15 protein-coding genes and 1 tRNA gene are annotated in these 15,535 nt (G+C 69.3%); 9 read left to right on the top strand and 7 right to left on the bottom strand.

Annotated elements, in window-relative coordinates; all coding sequences use genetic code 11:
- Nucleotides 1-9: 9 nt before the first annotated feature.
- Both HNR51_RS10060 and HNR51_RS10055 read right to left on the bottom strand, forming a co-directional pair.
- Nucleotides 10-86, bottom strand: a tRNA-Pro gene (locus HNR51_RS10060).
- 64 nt (nt 87-150) lie between these two features.
- A complete protein-coding gene (locus tag HNR51_RS10055; RefSeq protein ID WP_012455198.1) occupies nt 151-366 on the bottom strand; it encodes a hypothetical protein in 216 nt (71 codons plus the stop codon).
- Between the two features lie 170 nt (nt 367-536).
- On the opposite strand from HNR51_RS10055, the gene HNR51_RS10050 reads away from it, so the two are divergent.
- Complete coding sequence (locus HNR51_RS10050; RefSeq protein ID WP_012455197.1) at nt 537-1,244, top strand: glutathione binding-like protein; 708 nt, start codon at nt 537-539, stop codon at nt 1,242-1,244.
- Between the two features lie 4 nt (nt 1,245-1,248).
- Here the strand turns inward: HNR51_RS10050 and HNR51_RS10045 are convergent, their stop codons facing one another.
- Both HNR51_RS10045 and HNR51_RS10040 read right to left on the bottom strand, forming a co-directional pair.
- Nucleotides 1,249-2,115 (bottom strand): NAD(P)-dependent oxidoreductase, encoded by an 867-nt coding sequence (locus HNR51_RS10045; protein WP_182554845.1) that lies wholly within the window; start codon nt 2,113-2,115, stop codon nt 1,249-1,251.
- 77 nt (nt 2,116-2,192) lie between these two features.
- Nucleotides 2,193-3,215, bottom strand: a complete 1,023-nt coding sequence (locus HNR51_RS10040; protein WP_182554844.1) for an alpha/beta hydrolase — start codon at nt 3,213-3,215, stop codon at nt 2,193-2,195.
- Between the two features lie 281 nt (nt 3,216-3,496).
- Between HNR51_RS10040 and HNR51_RS10035 the strand changes: the two genes are divergently transcribed.
- Both HNR51_RS10035 and HNR51_RS10030 read left to right on the top strand, forming a co-directional pair.
- On the top strand, nt 3,497-4,801 hold the full coding sequence (locus HNR51_RS10035) for an MFS transporter (protein WP_301549733.1): 1,305 nt from the start codon (nt 3,497-3,499) through the stop codon (nt 4,799-4,801).
- Between the two features lie 80 nt (nt 4,802-4,881).
- Nucleotides 4,882-5,673 (top strand): SDR family NAD(P)-dependent oxidoreductase, encoded by a 792-nt coding sequence (locus HNR51_RS10030; protein ID WP_152277529.1) that lies wholly within the window; start codon nt 4,882-4,884, stop codon nt 5,671-5,673.
- Nucleotides 5,674-5,768: 95 nt separating this feature from the next.
- On the opposite strand, the gene HNR51_RS10025 is transcribed toward HNR51_RS10030, so the two are convergent.
- On the bottom strand, nt 5,769-6,101 hold the full coding sequence (locus HNR51_RS10025) for an SWIB/MDM2 domain-containing protein (protein WP_012455192.1): 333 nt from the start codon (nt 6,099-6,101) through the stop codon (nt 5,769-5,771).
- A 336-nt stretch (nt 6,102-6,437) separates the two neighbouring features.
- On the opposite strand from HNR51_RS10025, the gene HNR51_RS10020 reads away from it, so the two are divergent.
- The gene (locus tag HNR51_RS10020) at nt 6,438-6,878 is read left to right on the top strand and encodes a PRC-barrel domain-containing protein (RefSeq protein WP_182554842.1); all 441 of its coding nucleotides are present in this window, start codon (nt 6,438-6,440) and stop codon (nt 6,876-6,878) included.
- A gap of 30 nt (nt 6,879-6,908) precedes the next feature.
- Here the strand turns inward: HNR51_RS10020 and HNR51_RS10015 are convergent, their stop codons facing one another.
- Nucleotides 6,909-7,283, bottom strand: coding sequence for a hypothetical protein (locus HNR51_RS10015; RefSeq protein WP_012455190.1), 375 nt, complete (start codon nt 7,281-7,283; stop codon nt 6,909-6,911).
- Nucleotides 7,284-7,695: 412 nt separating this feature from the next.
- Here HNR51_RS10015 and HNR51_RS10010 point away from each other — a divergent pair, with 412 nt between their 5' ends.
- The 4 genes from HNR51_RS10010 (at nt 7,696) to HNR51_RS09995 (ending at nt 12,841) form a co-directional block, all read left to right on the top strand.
- Entirely contained in the window at nt 7,696-8,328 is a 633-nt protein-coding gene (locus HNR51_RS10010; RefSeq protein ID WP_182554841.1) for a PRC-barrel domain-containing protein, read from the top strand.
- Nucleotides 8,325-9,686 (top strand): MFS transporter, encoded by a 1,362-nt coding sequence (locus HNR51_RS10005; RefSeq protein WP_182554840.1) that lies wholly within the window; start codon nt 8,325-8,327, stop codon nt 9,684-9,686. The genes HNR51_RS10010 and HNR51_RS10005 overlap by 4 nt, the downstream gene beginning before the upstream one ends.
- 205 nt (nt 9,687-9,891) lie before the next feature.
- Nucleotides 9,892-11,658 carry an ABC transporter ATP-binding protein gene (locus HNR51_RS10000; protein WP_182554839.1) on the top strand — a complete coding sequence of 589 codons (1,767 nt, stop codon included), beginning with the start codon at nt 9,892-9,894 and terminating at the stop codon, nt 11,656-11,658.
- A gap of 142 nt (nt 11,659-11,800) precedes the next feature.
- Nucleotides 11,801-12,841 (top strand): threonine aldolase family protein, encoded by a 1,041-nt coding sequence (locus HNR51_RS09995; protein WP_182554838.1) that lies wholly within the window; start codon nt 11,801-11,803, stop codon nt 12,839-12,841.
- Nucleotides 12,842-12,865: 24 nt separating this feature from the next.
- Here the strand turns inward: HNR51_RS09995 and HNR51_RS09990 are convergent, their stop codons facing one another.
- A complete protein-coding gene (locus HNR51_RS09990) occupies nt 12,866-13,057 on the bottom strand; it encodes a hypothetical protein (RefSeq protein ID WP_012455185.1) in 192 nt (63 codons plus the stop codon).
- A gap of 353 nt (nt 13,058-13,410) precedes the next feature.
- On the opposite strand from HNR51_RS09990, the gene parE reads away from it, so the two are divergent.
- Complete coding sequence (parE, locus tag HNR51_RS09985; protein ID WP_063987117.1) at nt 13,411-15,480, top strand: DNA topoisomerase IV subunit B; 2,070 nt, start codon at nt 13,411-13,413, stop codon at nt 15,478-15,480.
- Nucleotides 15,481-15,535: the final 55 nt, after the last annotated feature.

Here is a 15,535-nt window from a genome sequence, read left to right as displayed (position 1 = left end):
GGGAAGGTATGGTCGGGGCGATAGGATTCGAACCTACGACCCTCTGCTCCCAAAGCAGATGCGCTACCAGACTGCGCTACACCCCGACGCTGCGACGGAGATACCGCCTCGTGTGTCGGGCGGCAAGGCGCCGCCCCGTCACACGGCCCGTCAGACGAGAATATCGAGGACGCGCTTCTCGGACTCGATCGCGGATTTCAGCACCGCCGTGTTGATCGACACGCCGAGCGAGGCCGAGGCGAGGTCGGTGACGGCCTGGACCGGCTCGGCGGACGATGCGGGCGAGGTGACGCGGGCCGCCGCGCCGTCGAAACGCTGCATGGCGGCGCTCAGGCCCGCCGAACTCGTGGACACTGCCGAGACCATGATCCGTCCTTTCGTGCGTTCCGGCATCCCAGCACGGAAAAGGTAAAGGACGACCTCCGCCGATCGGCGCAAATGGCGGCACCGGTCCCGGCTTGATCGAAGCGCGCCGGAGTCCCACTTCGCCGCAGGCCGGAGCCCCTGCCCTCGCGGCTCGAAGACAAGGCGTAGCGATGATCGACCTGCATTATTGGCCGACCCCGAACGGTCACAAGGTGACGATGTTCCTGGAGGAGGCCGGCCTCCCCTACACGATCCACCCGGTGGATATCGGCAAGGGAGCGCAGTTCGAACCGGCCTTTCTCAAGATCGCCCCGAACAACCGCATGCCGGCGATCGTCGATCGCGAGCCGGCGGATGGCGGCGCCCCGGTCTCTCTGTTCGAGTCCGGCGCGATCCTGCTCTACCTCGCGGAGAAGACCGGGCGCTTCCTGCCCGCCGATCTGCGCGGCCGCGCCGAGACCCTGCAATGGCTGTTCTGGCAGATGGGCGGGCTCGGGCCGATGCTCGGCCAGAACCACCACTTCTCGCAATACGCGCCGGAGAAGATCCCCTACGCGATCGAGCGCTACGTGAAGGAGACGAACCGCCTCTACGGCGTGCTCGACCGGCGGCTCGCCGACCGTGCCTTCGTCGCGGGGGCCGACTACACCATCGCCGACATGGCGGCCTATCCCTGGATCGTGCCGTGGGAGAAGCAGGGCCAGCGCCTCGACGACCACCCGAACCTGAAGCGCTGGTTCGAGGCGATCGCCGAGCGCCCCGCCACCAAGGCGGCCTATGCGAAGGCGGCCGAGGCCAACCCGAACCACGGCCAGCCGATGAGCGAGGACGCCAAGAAAGTCATGTTCGGCCAGACGGCGGCGAACACGAAGCGGTAGCGGCTCAGCGCCCGCTGCGCCGGGCGGCCACCGTCGCGAGCCCCGCAAAGTCCTTGTCGCCGTCGCCATGGGCGATGGCGTCGAGGAGGTTGTCGCGCAGCACGCTGGCGAACGGCATCGGCACGTTCACCGCATCGCCCGCGGCCAGCGCCAGCCGCACGTCCTTGAGGCCGAGCCGCATGGTGAAGCCCGGCGGTTCGTAGCGGCCTTCCATGATCATCGCGCCGTAATTCTTGTAGACCGGCGAGGCGAAGAGCGTGCTGGTGAGCATCTCCAGCACGTCGCGGCCCGGGATGCCGTGACCCTCGGCAAACGCCGAGGCCTCGCCCATCGCCTCGATGGCCGAGACCAGCATGAAGTTGCCCGCAAGCTTCACGGCGTTGGCCTTTTCCGGCTCCGCGCCGAAGCGCCAGGTCTTCGTGCCCATGGCGTCGAACAGCGGCTGCACCCGGGCAATCGCGGCATCATCACCCGCGGCGATGATGTTGAGCGCGCCCTTTTCCGCCGCGTCCGGGCGACCGAAGACCGGGGCGGAGACGTAAGGCACGCCCGCCCGGCCGTGAACCGCGGCCAGTTCCTTGGCGAGCGCCACCGAGATCGTCGACATCCCGACATGGACGCCCGGCCTTTGGCCGGAATCGAGCAGGCCGCCCTCGATGGTCACGGCGCGCAAAGCCGCGTCGTCGGCGAGCATCGTGATCGCGGCATCCCCGGAAAACGCCTCCGCCGCGCTGTCCACGGGCTCGGCGCCCTCGACGCTCTTCGCCGCCTCCGGCGAGCGGTTCCAGACCCGCACCCGGTGGCCCGCCGCGACGAGCCGCGCCGCCATGACCCGGCCCATGCGGCCGAGCCCGATGAAACCGACATCCATGCTCTAAACTCCGAATTGGTCGTCGCGCCCCTGCACGGGGGGAACGCACCGGCCCGCGATGCGTCGCGAGCGGGCGCTCAATGCGTGTTGAGGAACTCGAGCGTCAGCGTGTTGAACATGTCGGTCGCCTCTATGTGGACGAGGTGGCCGACATTGTTGAGGACCTCCGCCTTGCCGTTCGGCATCCGGCCGGCGAGCGCGCGGGCGTGCCCCGTATTGTCGCCCATGCCCGAGCGCATCTCCGCCGGCGCGAAGCCCTTGCCGGGGGCGTTGTGGTCGTTGGCGCCCATGATGAACAGGGTCGGCGCCCTCACCAGCGGGATCTCGTGGACGATCGGCTGGCCCCAGATCATCTGGTAGGAGTTCACGAACGACTTCAGCCAGCGCGGATACTCGCCCGAGCCCTTCACCCGTTCGCGGATCGAGACGAACGGCTCGATCGCCGAGGCGGGGATCGAGAGCGCGTAGCTCGTCATCAACTGCTTGCGGTAGGCCTCCGCCGTCAGGTCCGCCTCGCGGGCGATCAGCGTCTCGTCGGAGACGGGCGGGACGGTGTAGCGGTAATCCTCAAGCCCGATCGGCGCCTCCAGGACGAGGCTGTTGACCCGCTGCGGGTAGTTGCGGGCCATCCGCACCGCGAGCATGCCGCCCATGGAATGGGCCACCACGTCGAAGCGCTGGATCTTGAGGCTGTCGGCGAGCGCCACGGTGTCGGCGGCCATCCGGTCGAAGGTGAAGGCGCCGACCGGCTTCGAGGACTTGCCGAAGCCGAGCTGATCGGGGACCACCACCCGGTAGCCCGCATTCGACAGCGCCCGGATCACCGGCTCCCAGTAGCTCGACGGAAAGTTGCGCCCGTGCAGCAGCAGCACCGTGCGGCCATTGGCGTTGTCGGCGGCGGGCACATCCATGTAGGCGAGGCGCTGCGCCTCACCGTCGCGCGTGAGCGGCAGGAAGCGCACCGGGAACGGATAGGCGAAGCCTTCGAGGCCGATGCCGAGCGGCGGCTGCTCTTCGGCGCGCGCGGCTTCAGGCGTCAGCGCCGGCAGCAGCGCGAGACCGAGTGCGAGGCAGGGTGCGAGGATCGGATGGGCACGCATGAACACTTCGTCTCCGGTGGCCGGCTTTCTGGACAGGACGGTGCAGACACGAGCCTCCGGCGCATCGTCCCGGACTCCGACACCCCGGGGACGGTGCGCGATCGGCTCGGGTTCTGCCCGGGCGGCGCCACGCCTGCACTCGGCACATCGTCCGGTGAGGGACAGATAGGGCGGATTGGCCGCCTGCAAGCACCGGATCGTGGAAGGTGACGGTGCGGAGAACGGGAGAAACGGGCGGCGACGGGCTGCCGTTGCGGGAGCGGCTCCTGGCGCTCGCCGCCATGGGTCTGGCCATCTCCATGGCAGTGCTCGACGGGGCGATCGTCAACGTCGCCCTGCCGGTGATCGCCCGCGACCTCGCGGTGCCGGCCTCCGACGCGATCTTCATCGTCAGCGCCTATCAGATCGCGGTCACCGCCACCCTGCTGCCGCTGGCGACGCTCGGCGAGATCTGGGGTTATCGCCGGGTCTATCTCGCCGGACTGGCCGTCTTCACCGCGGCCTCGCTCGCCTGCGCGGTGGCGCCGGGCCTCGCCAGCCTCACCGCCGCGCGGGTCGCCCAGGGACTCGGCGCGGCCGGGATCATGAGCGTCAACATCGCGCTCGTGCGCTTCATCTATCCGCACCGGCTGATCGGGCGCGGAGTCGGCAACGTGGCACTGATCGTGGCGGTGGCCTCCGCCGCCGGCCCGACGGTCGCCGCCGCGATCCTCTCGGTCGCGACCTGGCCCTGGCTGTTTCTCGTCAACCTGCCGGTCGGGCTCGTGGCGCTCGCGGTCGGCGCCCGCACCCTGCCGCAGACGCCTCGCTCCGCCCGCCGCTTCGACCTGACTAGCGCCGGCCTCAACGCCCTCACCATCGGCCTGCTGATCGTCGGCCTCGACGGCCTCGCCGACCCGGACACGCGCCTGCCGGCCTGCATCGCGATCGCCGCCTCGCTCGCGGTCGGCGTCGTCTTCGTGCGCAGCCAGATGCGGCGCGCGGTGCCGCTCTTGCCCCTCGACCTGTTGCGGATCCCGGCCTTCGCCCTGTCGATGGTGGCCTCGGTCTGCTCGTTTTCGGCGCAGATGATCGCCTATGTCGCCCTGCCCTTCTACTTCCACGATGGCCTGGGCCTGTCCGAGACCCGCACCGGCTTTCTGATGACGCCCTGGCCGCTCGCCATCGCGGCGATGTCGCCCTTTGCCGGGCGGCTGGCCGACCGCTTCCCGCCGGGGCTGCTGGGCAGCCTCGGCCTCGTCCTGCTGGCCGCCGGCATGGCGGCGCTGGCCCTCCTGCCGGAAGCGCCCACGACCCTCGACGTGGTTTGGCGGCTGACGCTTGCAGGCATCGGCTTCGGGCTGTTCCAGTCGCCCAACAACAAGGTCATCATCACCAGCGCCCCGCGGGAGCGCAGCGGCGGCGCCAGCGGCATGCAGTCGAGCGCCCGGCTCGTCGGCCAGTCGCTGGGTGCGGCCCTGGTCGCCGTGCTGTTCGGCCTGATTCCGGGCGGACCGGTGGGCGCCTTCGCCGTCACGCTCTGGTGCGCCGTCGCCCTGGCGCTGACCGGTGCCCTGGCGAGCGGCCTGCGCCGGACGAGGCCCTGACCCCGCATCCGCGGTCAGCACCAAGCTCCGGCTCGCGCGTTGCATCCTCGACACGGTTGGTTGCTGTGAGGAGGCGGAGGATGGACATCGATCTGAAGGGGCGCCGCGCCCTCGTCACCGGCTCGACCGGCGGCATCGGCTACGCGGTGGCGCGGGAACTCGGCCGGCTCGGTGCCACCGTCGCCGTCAACGGCCGCACCGCCGAGCGGGTGGATGCGGCGATCGCCCGGCTTCGCGACGAGGTGGCCGGGGCTGAGTTCATCGCCGGCATCGGTGATGTCGGCACCGAAGAGGGCGCGGCCGAACTCGTCGCCGCCGTGCCAAGGGTCGACATCCTCGTCAACAATGCCGGCATCTTCGAGCCGAAGCCGTTCTTCGAGATCGCGGATACCGAGTGGCGCCGCTTCTTCGAGGTGAACGTGATGAGCGGCATCCGTCTCTCGCGGGCCTACGGCCCCGGCATGGTCGAGCGCGGCTGGGGGCGGATCGTCTTCATCGCCAGCGAGTCGGGCGTCAACATCCCGCCGGAGATGGTCCATTACGGCATGACGAAGACGGCGCAACTCGCCGTCTCCCGCGGGCTGGCCGAGACGGTCGGCGGCAGCGGCGTCACCGTCAACAGCGTCCTGCCCGGTCCGACCATGACGGAGGGCGTGGCGGATTTCCTCGAATCGATGGGCGGAGGCGACGGCGATCTCGAGGCCAAGGGCCGCGCCTTCATCGCCGAGAACCGGCCGACCTCGCTCCTGAAGCGCCTCGCACAGCCGGAGGAGGTGGCCAACATGGTGGCCTATCTCTGCACGCCCGCCGCGAGCGCCACCACGGGGGCGGCCCTGCGGGTCGATGGCGGCGTCCTGCGCGGCATCGCCTAAAGATCGCGCCTGAGCGCACCCGGAGCCCGTCGGACGTACGGACCGGCCTGACCGGCTCCGTACTCCGAGGGACGGTCCGCGAACGGCTCGCGTGATCAGGACTTCAGGTGCGCGGCGAGATGCTTGTTCATCTCGAACATCGAGCACTTGTCCTTCCCGAAGATCTTCTTGAGCTTGTCGTCGGCGACGATCTCGCGCTTGTTCTCCGGGTTCTGGAGGTTGTGCTTCTTGATGTGCTCCCACACCTTGCTGACGACCTCGCCGCGCGGCAGGGGCTTGTCGCCGACGATGGCGGCGAGTTCGGGAGACGGCTTCAGGGGCTGCTGAAGCGCGTTCGGCTTGGTGCCGGAGGCAGCCTTGGTGGCGGTCTCCTTCTTCGCGGCGCTCTTGGGCGCAGCCGCCTTCTTCTCCGTCGTCTTGGTAGCCATGGTTTCCCTCCGTCCTGCGGACCGGCAGATTCGTGTCCCGAGCCCGAGGGGGTCCCCTGGGGGCATTGGGGCACTGAGGAGCAACAACTAAGCGGTGCCGCGCCCGTTCCAAGTGGAGAACAGCACCGCTGCGCTGTCCATCCACAGATCAGCGGGCCTTTCCGCAGCCCAATCCACCGTTCGCGGGATTTTTTCGCGCCGGCCGGAGGGAGCGGGGCCGTTCACGGAGCCCGCACCCGAGGCGGGCGGACGATAGAGCGGGAACCGTGCCGGCCGCGTCGCATTCAAGCAAGAGCCCAGGGTCGCAGCCCTGTTAGGGACAAGCTGGAGACGTGGATGCCGACGGATCTGCCCGAAGAGCGGGCCTATCGTAAGCCGGGAACGCTCGAACTCGACCCATCATCCGGCACGGGCGTGGCGACCAACGAGACCCCCCGGCTGATCGCCTCGGACAAGGTCGAGGGCACGCCGGTCTACGACGGCACCGGGCGCCATCTCGGCAGCGTCTACAATTTCATGGTCGATAAGGTCTCGGGACAGGTCGCCTATGCCGTCCTGTCCTTCGGCGGCTTCCTCGGCTTCGGCGAGGCCTATCACCCCCTGCCGTGGAACGCGCTGACCTACTCGGTCGAACTCGGCGGCTACGTGGTCGATATCGACCCGGCCGACCTCGAAGGCGCGCCGACCCACGGACCCGGCGAGGAGCCGTTCAACGATCCCGGTTACGGCGGGCGCCTCGACGACCATTGGGGAGGCCGTAAGGCGCCGACCGCCTGAGCGATCGCGCGAAGCGGGGCGACGCCTGCCTCAGAACTTGCCGCCGAGGCCGACGCTGCCGCTGGCGCCCATCTGCGGGGAGAGGCCGCCCGAGCTCGAGCGTGTGGTCGGCTCGCCGTCGATCTCTTCCCGGCGGATGCGTCGCGGGCCGTCATCGGCGGTGCGGGTCTCGCCGCGGATGTTCTTCGGCAGTTCCAGGGCGCGCGTGGGCGTCGCGGCCAGCGGCCGGCCGTCGTCATCGGTCTGGGCGCTGCGCAGGGGGCGGCCGGGCAGCGTGCCGCGGGCGGAGGGGGGCGGGCCGAGATCGGTCTCCGGCATCACCCCGCCGCCGCCGCCGAGGGCCTGGCAGCCGCCGAGGCTCGCCGCAAGAAGCGCCGCGGCGCAGAATCTCGACGGGTTGAGCATGAAAGTCCTGTCCTCGTACCGGCCATTGCCTCCGGAAGGCCGGCTAGGAGCCCGGCCCGGAGACGGCATCGTTAAGATCTCCTGCACCCGTCTAAGGCAGGGTTTGGGCGAAAACCAGACGGCGGCGGTCCGTGTCCACCCCGCAGGCGGCGCATCGCGGCCGACCCCGCACAGGGCGGCCGAAAACCTGCCGGCGAAAGGCTCGACAAAGCGTTTGCCGAAAGGCTCGGCGAAGAGCCGAGCGGGAAATCGGGCGGAGGATGGCGCGGCCCGGCCATGCGGGGCCGGACCCATCCATAACTTCGCCGTGGTTGCCGGGCATGGACCATGCGTCCGCCCGCTTCATACGTTCAAGGCTGGCCGGCTCGTTCGGCCGGCACGCGGATCTTGCAGACTGTCGAGAGGTGTAGGGGTGCTCAGACTGATCCGGCCGATCGTGACACCGGCGATCGTCCTCCTCGCCACGGCGGCCATGGCCGCGGATGGTTCCCCCGGCACCTCGGGCGAGACCCCGCCCGCCGCCGCTCCCCCGCCGGCCGCGGCCCCCGCGACGCCACCCGCTGCGCCGGCGAATGGCGCCGTCGCGCCGTCCCAAGGCGGTGGAACTCCGGCGGTCGTTCTCGACACCCAGGATTATGAGAGCCTGCTCGGGAAGAGCGTGCGCGCCATGAACGGCGACGACCTCGGCCGGATCATCGACGTCATCATCGACCGCGAAGGCCGCCCCCGCGCCGCGGTGATCGATTTCGGCGGCTTTCTCGGCGTCGGCTCGCGCAAGATCGCCGTCGACTGGCGGGTCCTGAAGTTCACCACCGAGGGCAAGGTCGGGCGCCTGACGCTCCAGCTCAACCGCAACCAAGTCCGCGTCTCACCGGAATACAAGTCCGGCGAGCCCATCGTCGTGCTCGGCGCCACCAGCCCGGGCGCCGTCGGCAGCAGTGCTCCCGCCCAGCCGGAAAGCGATGCCTCCGCCACGGCCGAGAAGGCCGCCGTCCCGTCCGACAAGGCCCCCGACCGGCCGCAGGAGAAGACGCCGGACAAATGACGGCAATCCCGGTGACGGAACGGCGTGCGTATCCCGCGCGCGAACGCGACATCCATCGCAGCGACCTGCGCGAACGGGCCGGCGCCCGCCCGGCACGCCGCGCCGGCCGCCCGAGCGAGCCCGCGACCGGCCCCGCCGGGCCGTCCCGCCGGGCGACCTACGGCCTCGACGCGTTCACGTTCTTCATCGCTAATCTGCAGACCGGGTTCGGCCCCTTCCTCGCCGTCTACTTCACCCAGCAGAAGTGGACGCAGTCGGATATCGGCCTCGCCCTGACCGTCGGCAGCCTCGTCAGCCTGCTCGGGCAGATGCCCGGCGGCGCCTTCGTCGATGCCTCCCGCTCGAAGCGCTTCGCCGCCGGCTTCTCGGCCTTCTGGGTCGGCGCGAGCGCGGTGATGCTGGCGGCCCTGCCCACCTACCTCGTCGTCATGCTGGCCATGGCGATCCACTCGGCGGCGAGCTGCGTCCTGACGCCGGCCATCGCCGCGATCTCCATCGGCCTCGTGGGCCACGCCCGGGCCGGTGAGCGGCTGGGGCGCAACGCCAGCTTCTCGGCGATCGGCAACGCACTCGGCGCCGCCGGCATGGGCGCCATCGGCTACTACCTGTCGAACAACGCGGTGTTCTACCTCGCCGGCCTGCTGGTGATCCCGGCGCTTGTCTCGCTGTCGTTCATTCCGTCCGGCCGTGCCACGGAAGCCGGCAAGCCGCGGCCGGCGGTTCGCGAGCCGGAGCCGCGCGAGGCCGGCGGCGTCGCGGTGCTCCTCAAGAACCGGGCTCTGCTGTGCTTCGCCGCCTGCATGGTGCTGTTCTTCCTCGCCAACGCCGCGATGCTGCCGCTGGTGGGGAGCGTGATGACCCTGCGCGCCAGCGAGACCGCCACGGCTCTGGTGGCCGCCTGCATCATGGTCCCGCAGGCCGTCCTCGCCCTCACCGCCCCCTTCGTCGGGCGCCTCGCCCAGAGCTGGGGGCGCAAGCCGCTCCTCGTGATCGGCTTCGCGGCCTTGCCCGTCCGCGGACTGCTCTTCGCCTTCGTCAGCGATCCCTACTGGATGGTCGCGATCCAGGTCTTCGACGGAATTTCGGCCTCCGTCCTCGGCGTCATGGTCCCGCTGATCGTCTCCGACGTCACCCGCGGCACCGGCCGCTTCAACACCGCGCTCGGCGCGGTCGGCACCGGCATGGGTATCGGCGCCGCCCTCTCCACGGCGCTGGCGGGCTTCATGGCCGACGAACTCGGCAGCCGCACCGCGTTCCTGGGCCTCGCTGTCGTCGGTGCCGCCGGGCTCGCCCTCGTGCTGCTGATCATGCCGGAGACGCGGCGGCAAGACGGGGACGAGGCGCGGGACCCGTCTTGACCTGGGGCGGCCGAGCGGGTTGGAATCCGTTTTGCGCCGCACCTTCGCTCAAGCCCGGTTCATCTTCGCCATGCTATGCGGCGGAAAGCTGCGCGCGCTTGAAACATAAGGCGACGCTTCGCGTTGCGGTTAACGGGTGCCCTGTGCGCCCTCCAGCCACAATCGGCGCCCAGCGGGTCTGATCGAATCGGGACTGACGATCACGATGGAAGATCTCTGCCAATACGCCAACAGACCGGGGGCCTTCGTCGGGCGCTACCTCAAGCGCCGGATCATTCCGCACCTCGTCATCCTGTTCTCCGTACTCGGCGCCGTGACCTTCTCGGTCTCGACCGACTATGCCCTGAAGGGCGTGGTCGATGCCCTCGGCAAGGGGCCGAGCGCGGGGCAGGTCTGGTCGGCGCTCGCGCTGCTCATCGCCTTCATCGCCGCCGACAACATGCTCTGGCGCGTCGCGGCTCTGGTCGGCGCATTCACCTTCGTCGGCGTCACCGGCGATATCCGCCGCGATCTGTTCCGCCACATGACGGGCCACGCGCCCTCGTTCTTCGCCGACCGGCAGCCGGGCACGCTGGCCTCGCGCATCACCGCGACCTCGAACGCGATCTTCACCGTCGAGAACATGTTCACGTTCAACGTGATGCCGCCCTGCGTGGCGGCCACGCTGTCGATCATCTACATCGGCACCGTGAACATGACGATGGCGCTCGTGCTCGCCGGCATCTTCGCCGCCGTCGTGCTGCTGATGTTCAAGATGGCCTCCGCCGGCAAGCCGCTGCACCACGACTTCGCGGCCAAGGCCGCCAGCGTCGATGGCGAGATGGTCGATCTCGTCGGCAACATGCCGCTGGTGCGCGCCTTCTCCGCCTTCAACCGCGAATTCGTGCGCTTCGACGGCACCATCGGCACCGAGATGCGGGCGCGGCGCTCCTCGCTGCTCTACCTCGAGAAGCTGCGCATCACCCACGCCATCCTCACCGTGCTCTCGATCCTCGGCCTGCTCTACTGGTCGATCAAGATGTGGGAGGCCGGCCAGGCCACCACCGGTCAGGTGGTGCTGGTCTGCACGCTGGGCATCCGCATCCTCGCCGCGACGCGCGACCTCGCCGTGGCGCTGGTGGACGCGACCCAGCACACCGCCCGCCTGTCGGAGGCGCTGCACACCCTGCTGCAGCCGCACGAACTCGTCGATCACCCGGAAGCGGAGACGCTCGTCGGCCACACCGGCGCCGAGATGCATTTCGACCACGTCGCGTTCAGCTATCCGGACGGGCGCACCGTATTCTCCGACTTCGACCTGCTGATCCCGCCAGGGCAGACCGTCGGCCTCGTCGGCAAGTCCGGCGGCGGCAAGTCGACCCTGTTCTCGCTGATCCAGCGCTTCTACGAGGTGCAGGGCGGGCGCATCCTCATCAACGGCCAGGACATCAACCGCGTCACGCAGGAGAGCTTGCGCGAGGCGATCACGGTGGTGCCGCAGGACGTGTCGATGTTCCACCGCTCATTGCGCGAGAACATCCGCTACGGCCGGCCCGACGCGACCGACGAGGAGGTGTGGAAGGCGGCCGAGGCCGCGCACTGCACCGACTTCATCCAGGCCCTGCCGGAGGGCTTCGACACCATCGTCGGCGACCGCGGCGTGAAGCTCTCCGGCGGCCAGCGCCAGCGCATCGCCATCGCTCGCGCGATCCTGAAGGATTCGCCGATCCTGCTCCTCGACGAGGCCACCTCGGCGCTGGACGCCGAGTCCGAGGAGGCGATCCGCGCCGCGCTCGCCAACCTGATGAAGGGACGCACCGTCATCGCCATCGCCCACCGGCTCTCGACGCTGAAGGACTTCGATCGGATCGTGGTGCTGGAGGGCGGCAAGATCGTCCAGGACGGCTCGCCGGAGAAACTCACCCATCTCGACGGGTTCTATCGCGAGCTGATGAAGAAGGAATCGATGTCGATGGCGCTCGCCGCCGCCTGACGGGAGCGCGGGTCAGCCCCTTCTCGCAGGTGGTTGAAGAGCGGCGCACGCCTCGCCTAAAACGTGAAGGTTCATTGTGGCGGGCCGGGCGATCTCCATCGTCCGGCTTCGTCCGTTTTTGCCCGATGAAGCGGAGCGCGCCGTGGCCGAGCAGCAATTCGCCAGCGACAACTATGCCGGGATCTGCCCGGAGGCCCTTGAGGCGATGCAGGCGGCCAATGCCGGCCACGCCCCCGCCTACGGCGCCGATTCCTGGACGCAGGCCGCGGCAGACGGGTTTCGCCGGTTGTTCGAGACCGATTGCGAGGTGTTCTTCGTCTTCAACGGCACGGCGGCCAACTCACTGGCGCTGGCCTCGCTCTGCCAATCCTACCACAGCGTGATCTGCGCCGACTCGGCGCATGTAGAGACCGACGAATGCGGCGCGCCGGAATTCTTCTCCAACGGCTCCAAGCTGCTCACCGCGGCGACGGAGGACGGGAAGCTCACCCCCGACCTCGTGCGGGCGATCGCCGGCAAGCGCAGCGACATCCATTTCCCGAAGCCGCGGGCGGTGACGCTGACGCAGGCGACGGAGACGGGCCGCGTCTACACGCCCGAGGAGATCGCGGCGATTTCCGCCGTCTGCCGTGCCGCGGGCCTGCGCCTGCATATGGACGGCGCCCGCTTCGCCAATGCCTGCGCCTCGCTCGATGCCGCGCCGGCCGAATTGACCTGGAAGGCCGGCGTCGACGTGCTCTGCTTCGGCGGCACGAAGAACGGCATGGCCGTGGGTGAGGCGGTGATCTTCTTCGACCGTCGGCTGGCCGAGGATTTCGACTATCGCTGCAAGCAGGCGGGCCAGCTCGCCTCGAAGATGCGCTATCTCTCGGCCCCCTGGGTCGGCATGCTGGAGAGCGGAGCGTGGCTCGGCAACGCCCGCCACGCCAATGCCTGCGCCCGACGCCTCGTTCAGGGGATTGCCGACGTTCCGGCGGTTTCGCTTGCCGCCCCGGTCGAGGCCAACGGCGTGTTCCTGAACCTGCCTGCAGCGGTCCAAGAGGCACTGCGCGCCCGCGGCTGGCAGTTCTACGGCTTCATCGGCGGAGCGTCCCGCTTCATGTTCGCCTGGGACTCGGACCCGGCGCGGGTCGATGCCCTGGCGCGGGACATCCGCCTCTGCGCGATGCCCGCGGCGGCTTGACGGCTCCCTCGGAGAGCGGCTGACTCAGACGAGATAGGTGATGGTGGCCGCGACCGCCGTCGCCACGGTGGCGATAGCAAAGCCCGATGACGAGAAGAGGATCGCGGAGCGGGGGGCGACCGGCTCCGGCTCGTCGGCGTAACCGAAGGCCTGGCCTGCGGCCTGTTCCAGGCGCAGGAGGGAGATGTGACGCGCTTGGGTGGCGGCGGGGGTCATCGGCGTGGCTCCCTTACGGTCAAGCTGAGCTTGCTGAGTTAACGTCCGGAAACCATCCTCTGTTCCCGTGGCCATCCTGGGCTGCGCCCCCTCAACGTTTCGCTGCCCTGTTTCCGCCGCAGGATTGCCGCCCGAAACAGGCTTCGTGAGGCCGTCTTAACCATCGGCCCGCATCAATGAGATGACATCGCGTCGGCCACCCCGCGGCGGCCGGGCTCCGAACACGGCCGGCTGCCGTGATACTGCGACCGGCGGAAGCGGACGGGAGGCTTTTTGTTTCCTGTTTGTTCCTGTACAACGAGGGTATGAAGAGCCATGCAGCCCGTCTCCGACCCGATTCGAGGAGCCGTCGCGTGAGCGATCCGGCACGCGACCTGTTCGGACCAGGAAGCAAGCCTCCCGCTGCGGAGGCCGAGCGCCGCCGTCGCCTCACGCCTGTCGCCTCCCCTTCGGCGCCACAGCCTGCGCCCGCGCCCGAGATGGCGGAGGCCGGCTACGACGCTTCGGCGATCGAGGTGCTGGAGGGGCTGGAGCCGGTGCGGCGCCGGCCCGGCATGTATATCGGCGGCACCGATGAGCGCGCGCTGCACCACCTCTTCGCCGAGGTGATCGACAACTCCATGGACGAGGCGGTCGCGGGTCACGCGAGCTTCATCGAGGTGGAGCTGGAGGAGACGGGCGCCCTCGTCGTCACCGATAACGGCCGCGGCATCCCCGTCGATCCGCACCCGAAATTTCCGGGCAAGTCCGCGCTCGAGGTCATCATGACCACGCTGCACGCGGGCGGGAAGTTCGATTCGAAGGTCTACGAGACCTCCGGCGGCCTGCACGGCGTCGGCATCTCGGTGGTCAACGCGCTCTCGGACGTACTGGAGGTCGAGGTCGCCCGCAACCAGACCCTCTACCGCCAGACCTTCTCCCGCGGCCATGCGCAGGGTCCGCTGGAAACGCTCGGCCGAGTGCAGAACCGGCGCGGCACGCGGGTGCGCTTCCATCCCGACGCGCAGATCTTCGGCTCACTGAAGTTCGATCCCCGCCGCCTGTTCAAGATGGCCCGCTCCAAGGCCTATCTGTTCGGCGGCGTCGAGATCCGCTGGCGCTGTGCGCCGGCCCTGCTCGAAGGACTGGAGGATGTGCCGGCCGAGGCGGTGCACCGCTTCCCCGGCGGCCTGTCCGACTACCTCGCCCGCGACATCGAGGGGAAGGAGCTCGTCCTCGACGCGATCTTCTCAGGCAAGGTGACGAAGCCCGGCTCGCACGGCTCGCTCGAATGGGCGGTGGCCTGGACGGTTGCCGATGACGGCGTCTCGCATTCCTACTGCAACACGATCCCGACGCCGGAGGGCGGCACCCACGAATCCGGCCTGCGCGTCGCCCTGCTGCGCGCTTTGCGCGAGCATGCCGAGCGGGTGAACCAGGCCAAGCGCATGACGTCGGTGACCACCGACGACGTGATGGCGACCTGTGCCTCGATGCTCTCGGTCTTCATCCGCGAGCCGGAATTCCAGGGGCAGACCAAGGACAAGCTCGCCACGGTGGAGGCCTCCCGGATCGTCGAGACGGCGGTGCGCGACGCCTTCGACCACTGGCTCGCCGCCTCGCCCGCCCAGGCCAACAAGCTGCTCGATTGGGTGATCGACCGGGCAGAGGAGCGCCTGCGCCGCCGCCAGGAGAAGGAGGTCGCCCGCAAGTCGGCGACGCGCAAGCTGCGTCTGCCCGGCAAGCTCGCCGACTGCTCGGCGGCCGGCACGGCGGGCTCGGAGATCTTCATCGTCGAGGGTGACTCGGCCGGCGGCTCCGCCAAGCAGGCGCGCGACCGCGCCACCCAGGCGGTGCTCCCGCTGCGTGGAAAGATCCTGAACGTGGCGTCGGCCAGCCGCGACAAGCTCGGCGCCAACCAGCTCATCTCGGACCTGACGCTGGCGCTCGGCTGCGGCACCGGCGCCAACTTCCGCGAGGGGGATCTGCGCTACGACCGGGTCATCATCATGACCGACGCGGACGTGGACGGCGCCCACATCGCCTCGCTCCTGATCACGTTCTTCTACCGGCAGATGCCCAAGCTGATCGACAAGGGGCATCTCTATCTGGCGATCCCGCCGCTCTACCGGATCAGCCAGGGCGCGAAGTCGGCCTATGCCCGCGACGACGCCGACAAGGAGCGGATCATCAAGACCGTGTTCAAGAACGGCAAGGTCGAGATCGGCCGCTTCAAGGGCCTCGGCGAGATGATGCCGGCGCAGTTGAAGGAGACGACGATGGACCCGAAGAAGCGCACATTGCTGCGCGTCGCGGTCCTCGACGAGGCGCGGGAATCGACCGGCGACACGGTGGAACGCCTGATGGGCAACAAGCCCGAGGCCCGCTTCGCCTTCATCACCGAGCGGGCGGCGTTCGCGGACGGGACGGAACTGGACATCTGATCCGGACTGGCATCGCGGCGGGCGAACGAAGATCGCCTGGATATGCGCGAGCAGC

The sequence above is a fragment of the Methylorubrum thiocyanatum genome (genome assembly GCA_014138645.1).
GTDB classification, from domain to species: Bacteria; Pseudomonadota; Alphaproteobacteria; order Rhizobiales; family Beijerinckiaceae; genus Methylobacterium; species Methylobacterium thiocyanatum.
The sequence above is the reverse complement of the archived record's forward strand: the minus strand, read 5'-3'. Positions and strand labels throughout refer to the sequence as shown.

Bases quoted from the DNA above. Each gene is read 5' to 3' on its own strand.
- HNR51_RS10015 (WP_012455190.1), bottom strand. From the start codon at position 7,283: ATGCTCAACCCGTCGAGATTCTGCGCCGCGGCGCTTCTTGCGGCGAGC.
- HNR51_RS10050 (WP_012455197.1), top strand. From the start codon at position 537: ATGATCGACCTGCATTATTGGCCGACCCCGAACGGTCACAAGGTGACG.
- HNR51_RS10045 (WP_182554845.1), bottom strand. From the start codon at position 2,115: ATGGATGTCGGTTTCATCGGGCTCGGCCGCATGGGCCGGGTCATGGCG.
- HNR51_RS09990 (WP_012455185.1), bottom strand. From the start codon at position 13,057: ATGACCCCCGCCGCCACCCAAGCGCGTCACATCTCCCTCCTGCGCCTG.
- HNR51_RS10035 (WP_301549733.1), top strand. From the start codon at position 3,497: ATGGGTCTGGCCATCTCCATGGCAGTGCTCGACGGGGCGATCGTCAAC.
- HNR51_RS10005 (WP_182554840.1), top strand. From the start codon at position 8,325: ATGACGGCAATCCCGGTGACGGAACGGCGTGCGTATCCCGCGCGCGAA.
- HNR51_RS10025 (WP_012455192.1), bottom strand. From the start codon at position 6,101: ATGGCTACCAAGACGACGGAGAAGAAGGCGGCTGCGCCCAAGAGCGCC.
- HNR51_RS10020 (WP_182554842.1), top strand. From the start codon at position 6,438: ATGCCGACGGATCTGCCCGAAGAGCGGGCCTATCGTAAGCCGGGAACG.
- HNR51_RS10000 (WP_182554839.1), top strand. From the start codon at position 9,892: ATGGAAGATCTCTGCCAATACGCCAACAGACCGGGGGCCTTCGTCGGG.
- HNR51_RS10030 (WP_152277529.1), top strand. From the start codon at position 4,882: ATGGACATCGATCTGAAGGGGCGCCGCGCCCTCGTCACCGGCTCGACC.
- HNR51_RS10055 (WP_012455198.1), bottom strand. From the start codon at position 366: ATGGTCTCGGCAGTGTCCACGAGTTCGGCGGGCCTGAGCGCCGCCATG.
- HNR51_RS10040 (WP_182554844.1), bottom strand. From the start codon at position 3,215: ATGCGTGCCCATCCGATCCTCGCACCCTGCCTCGCACTCGGTCTCGCG.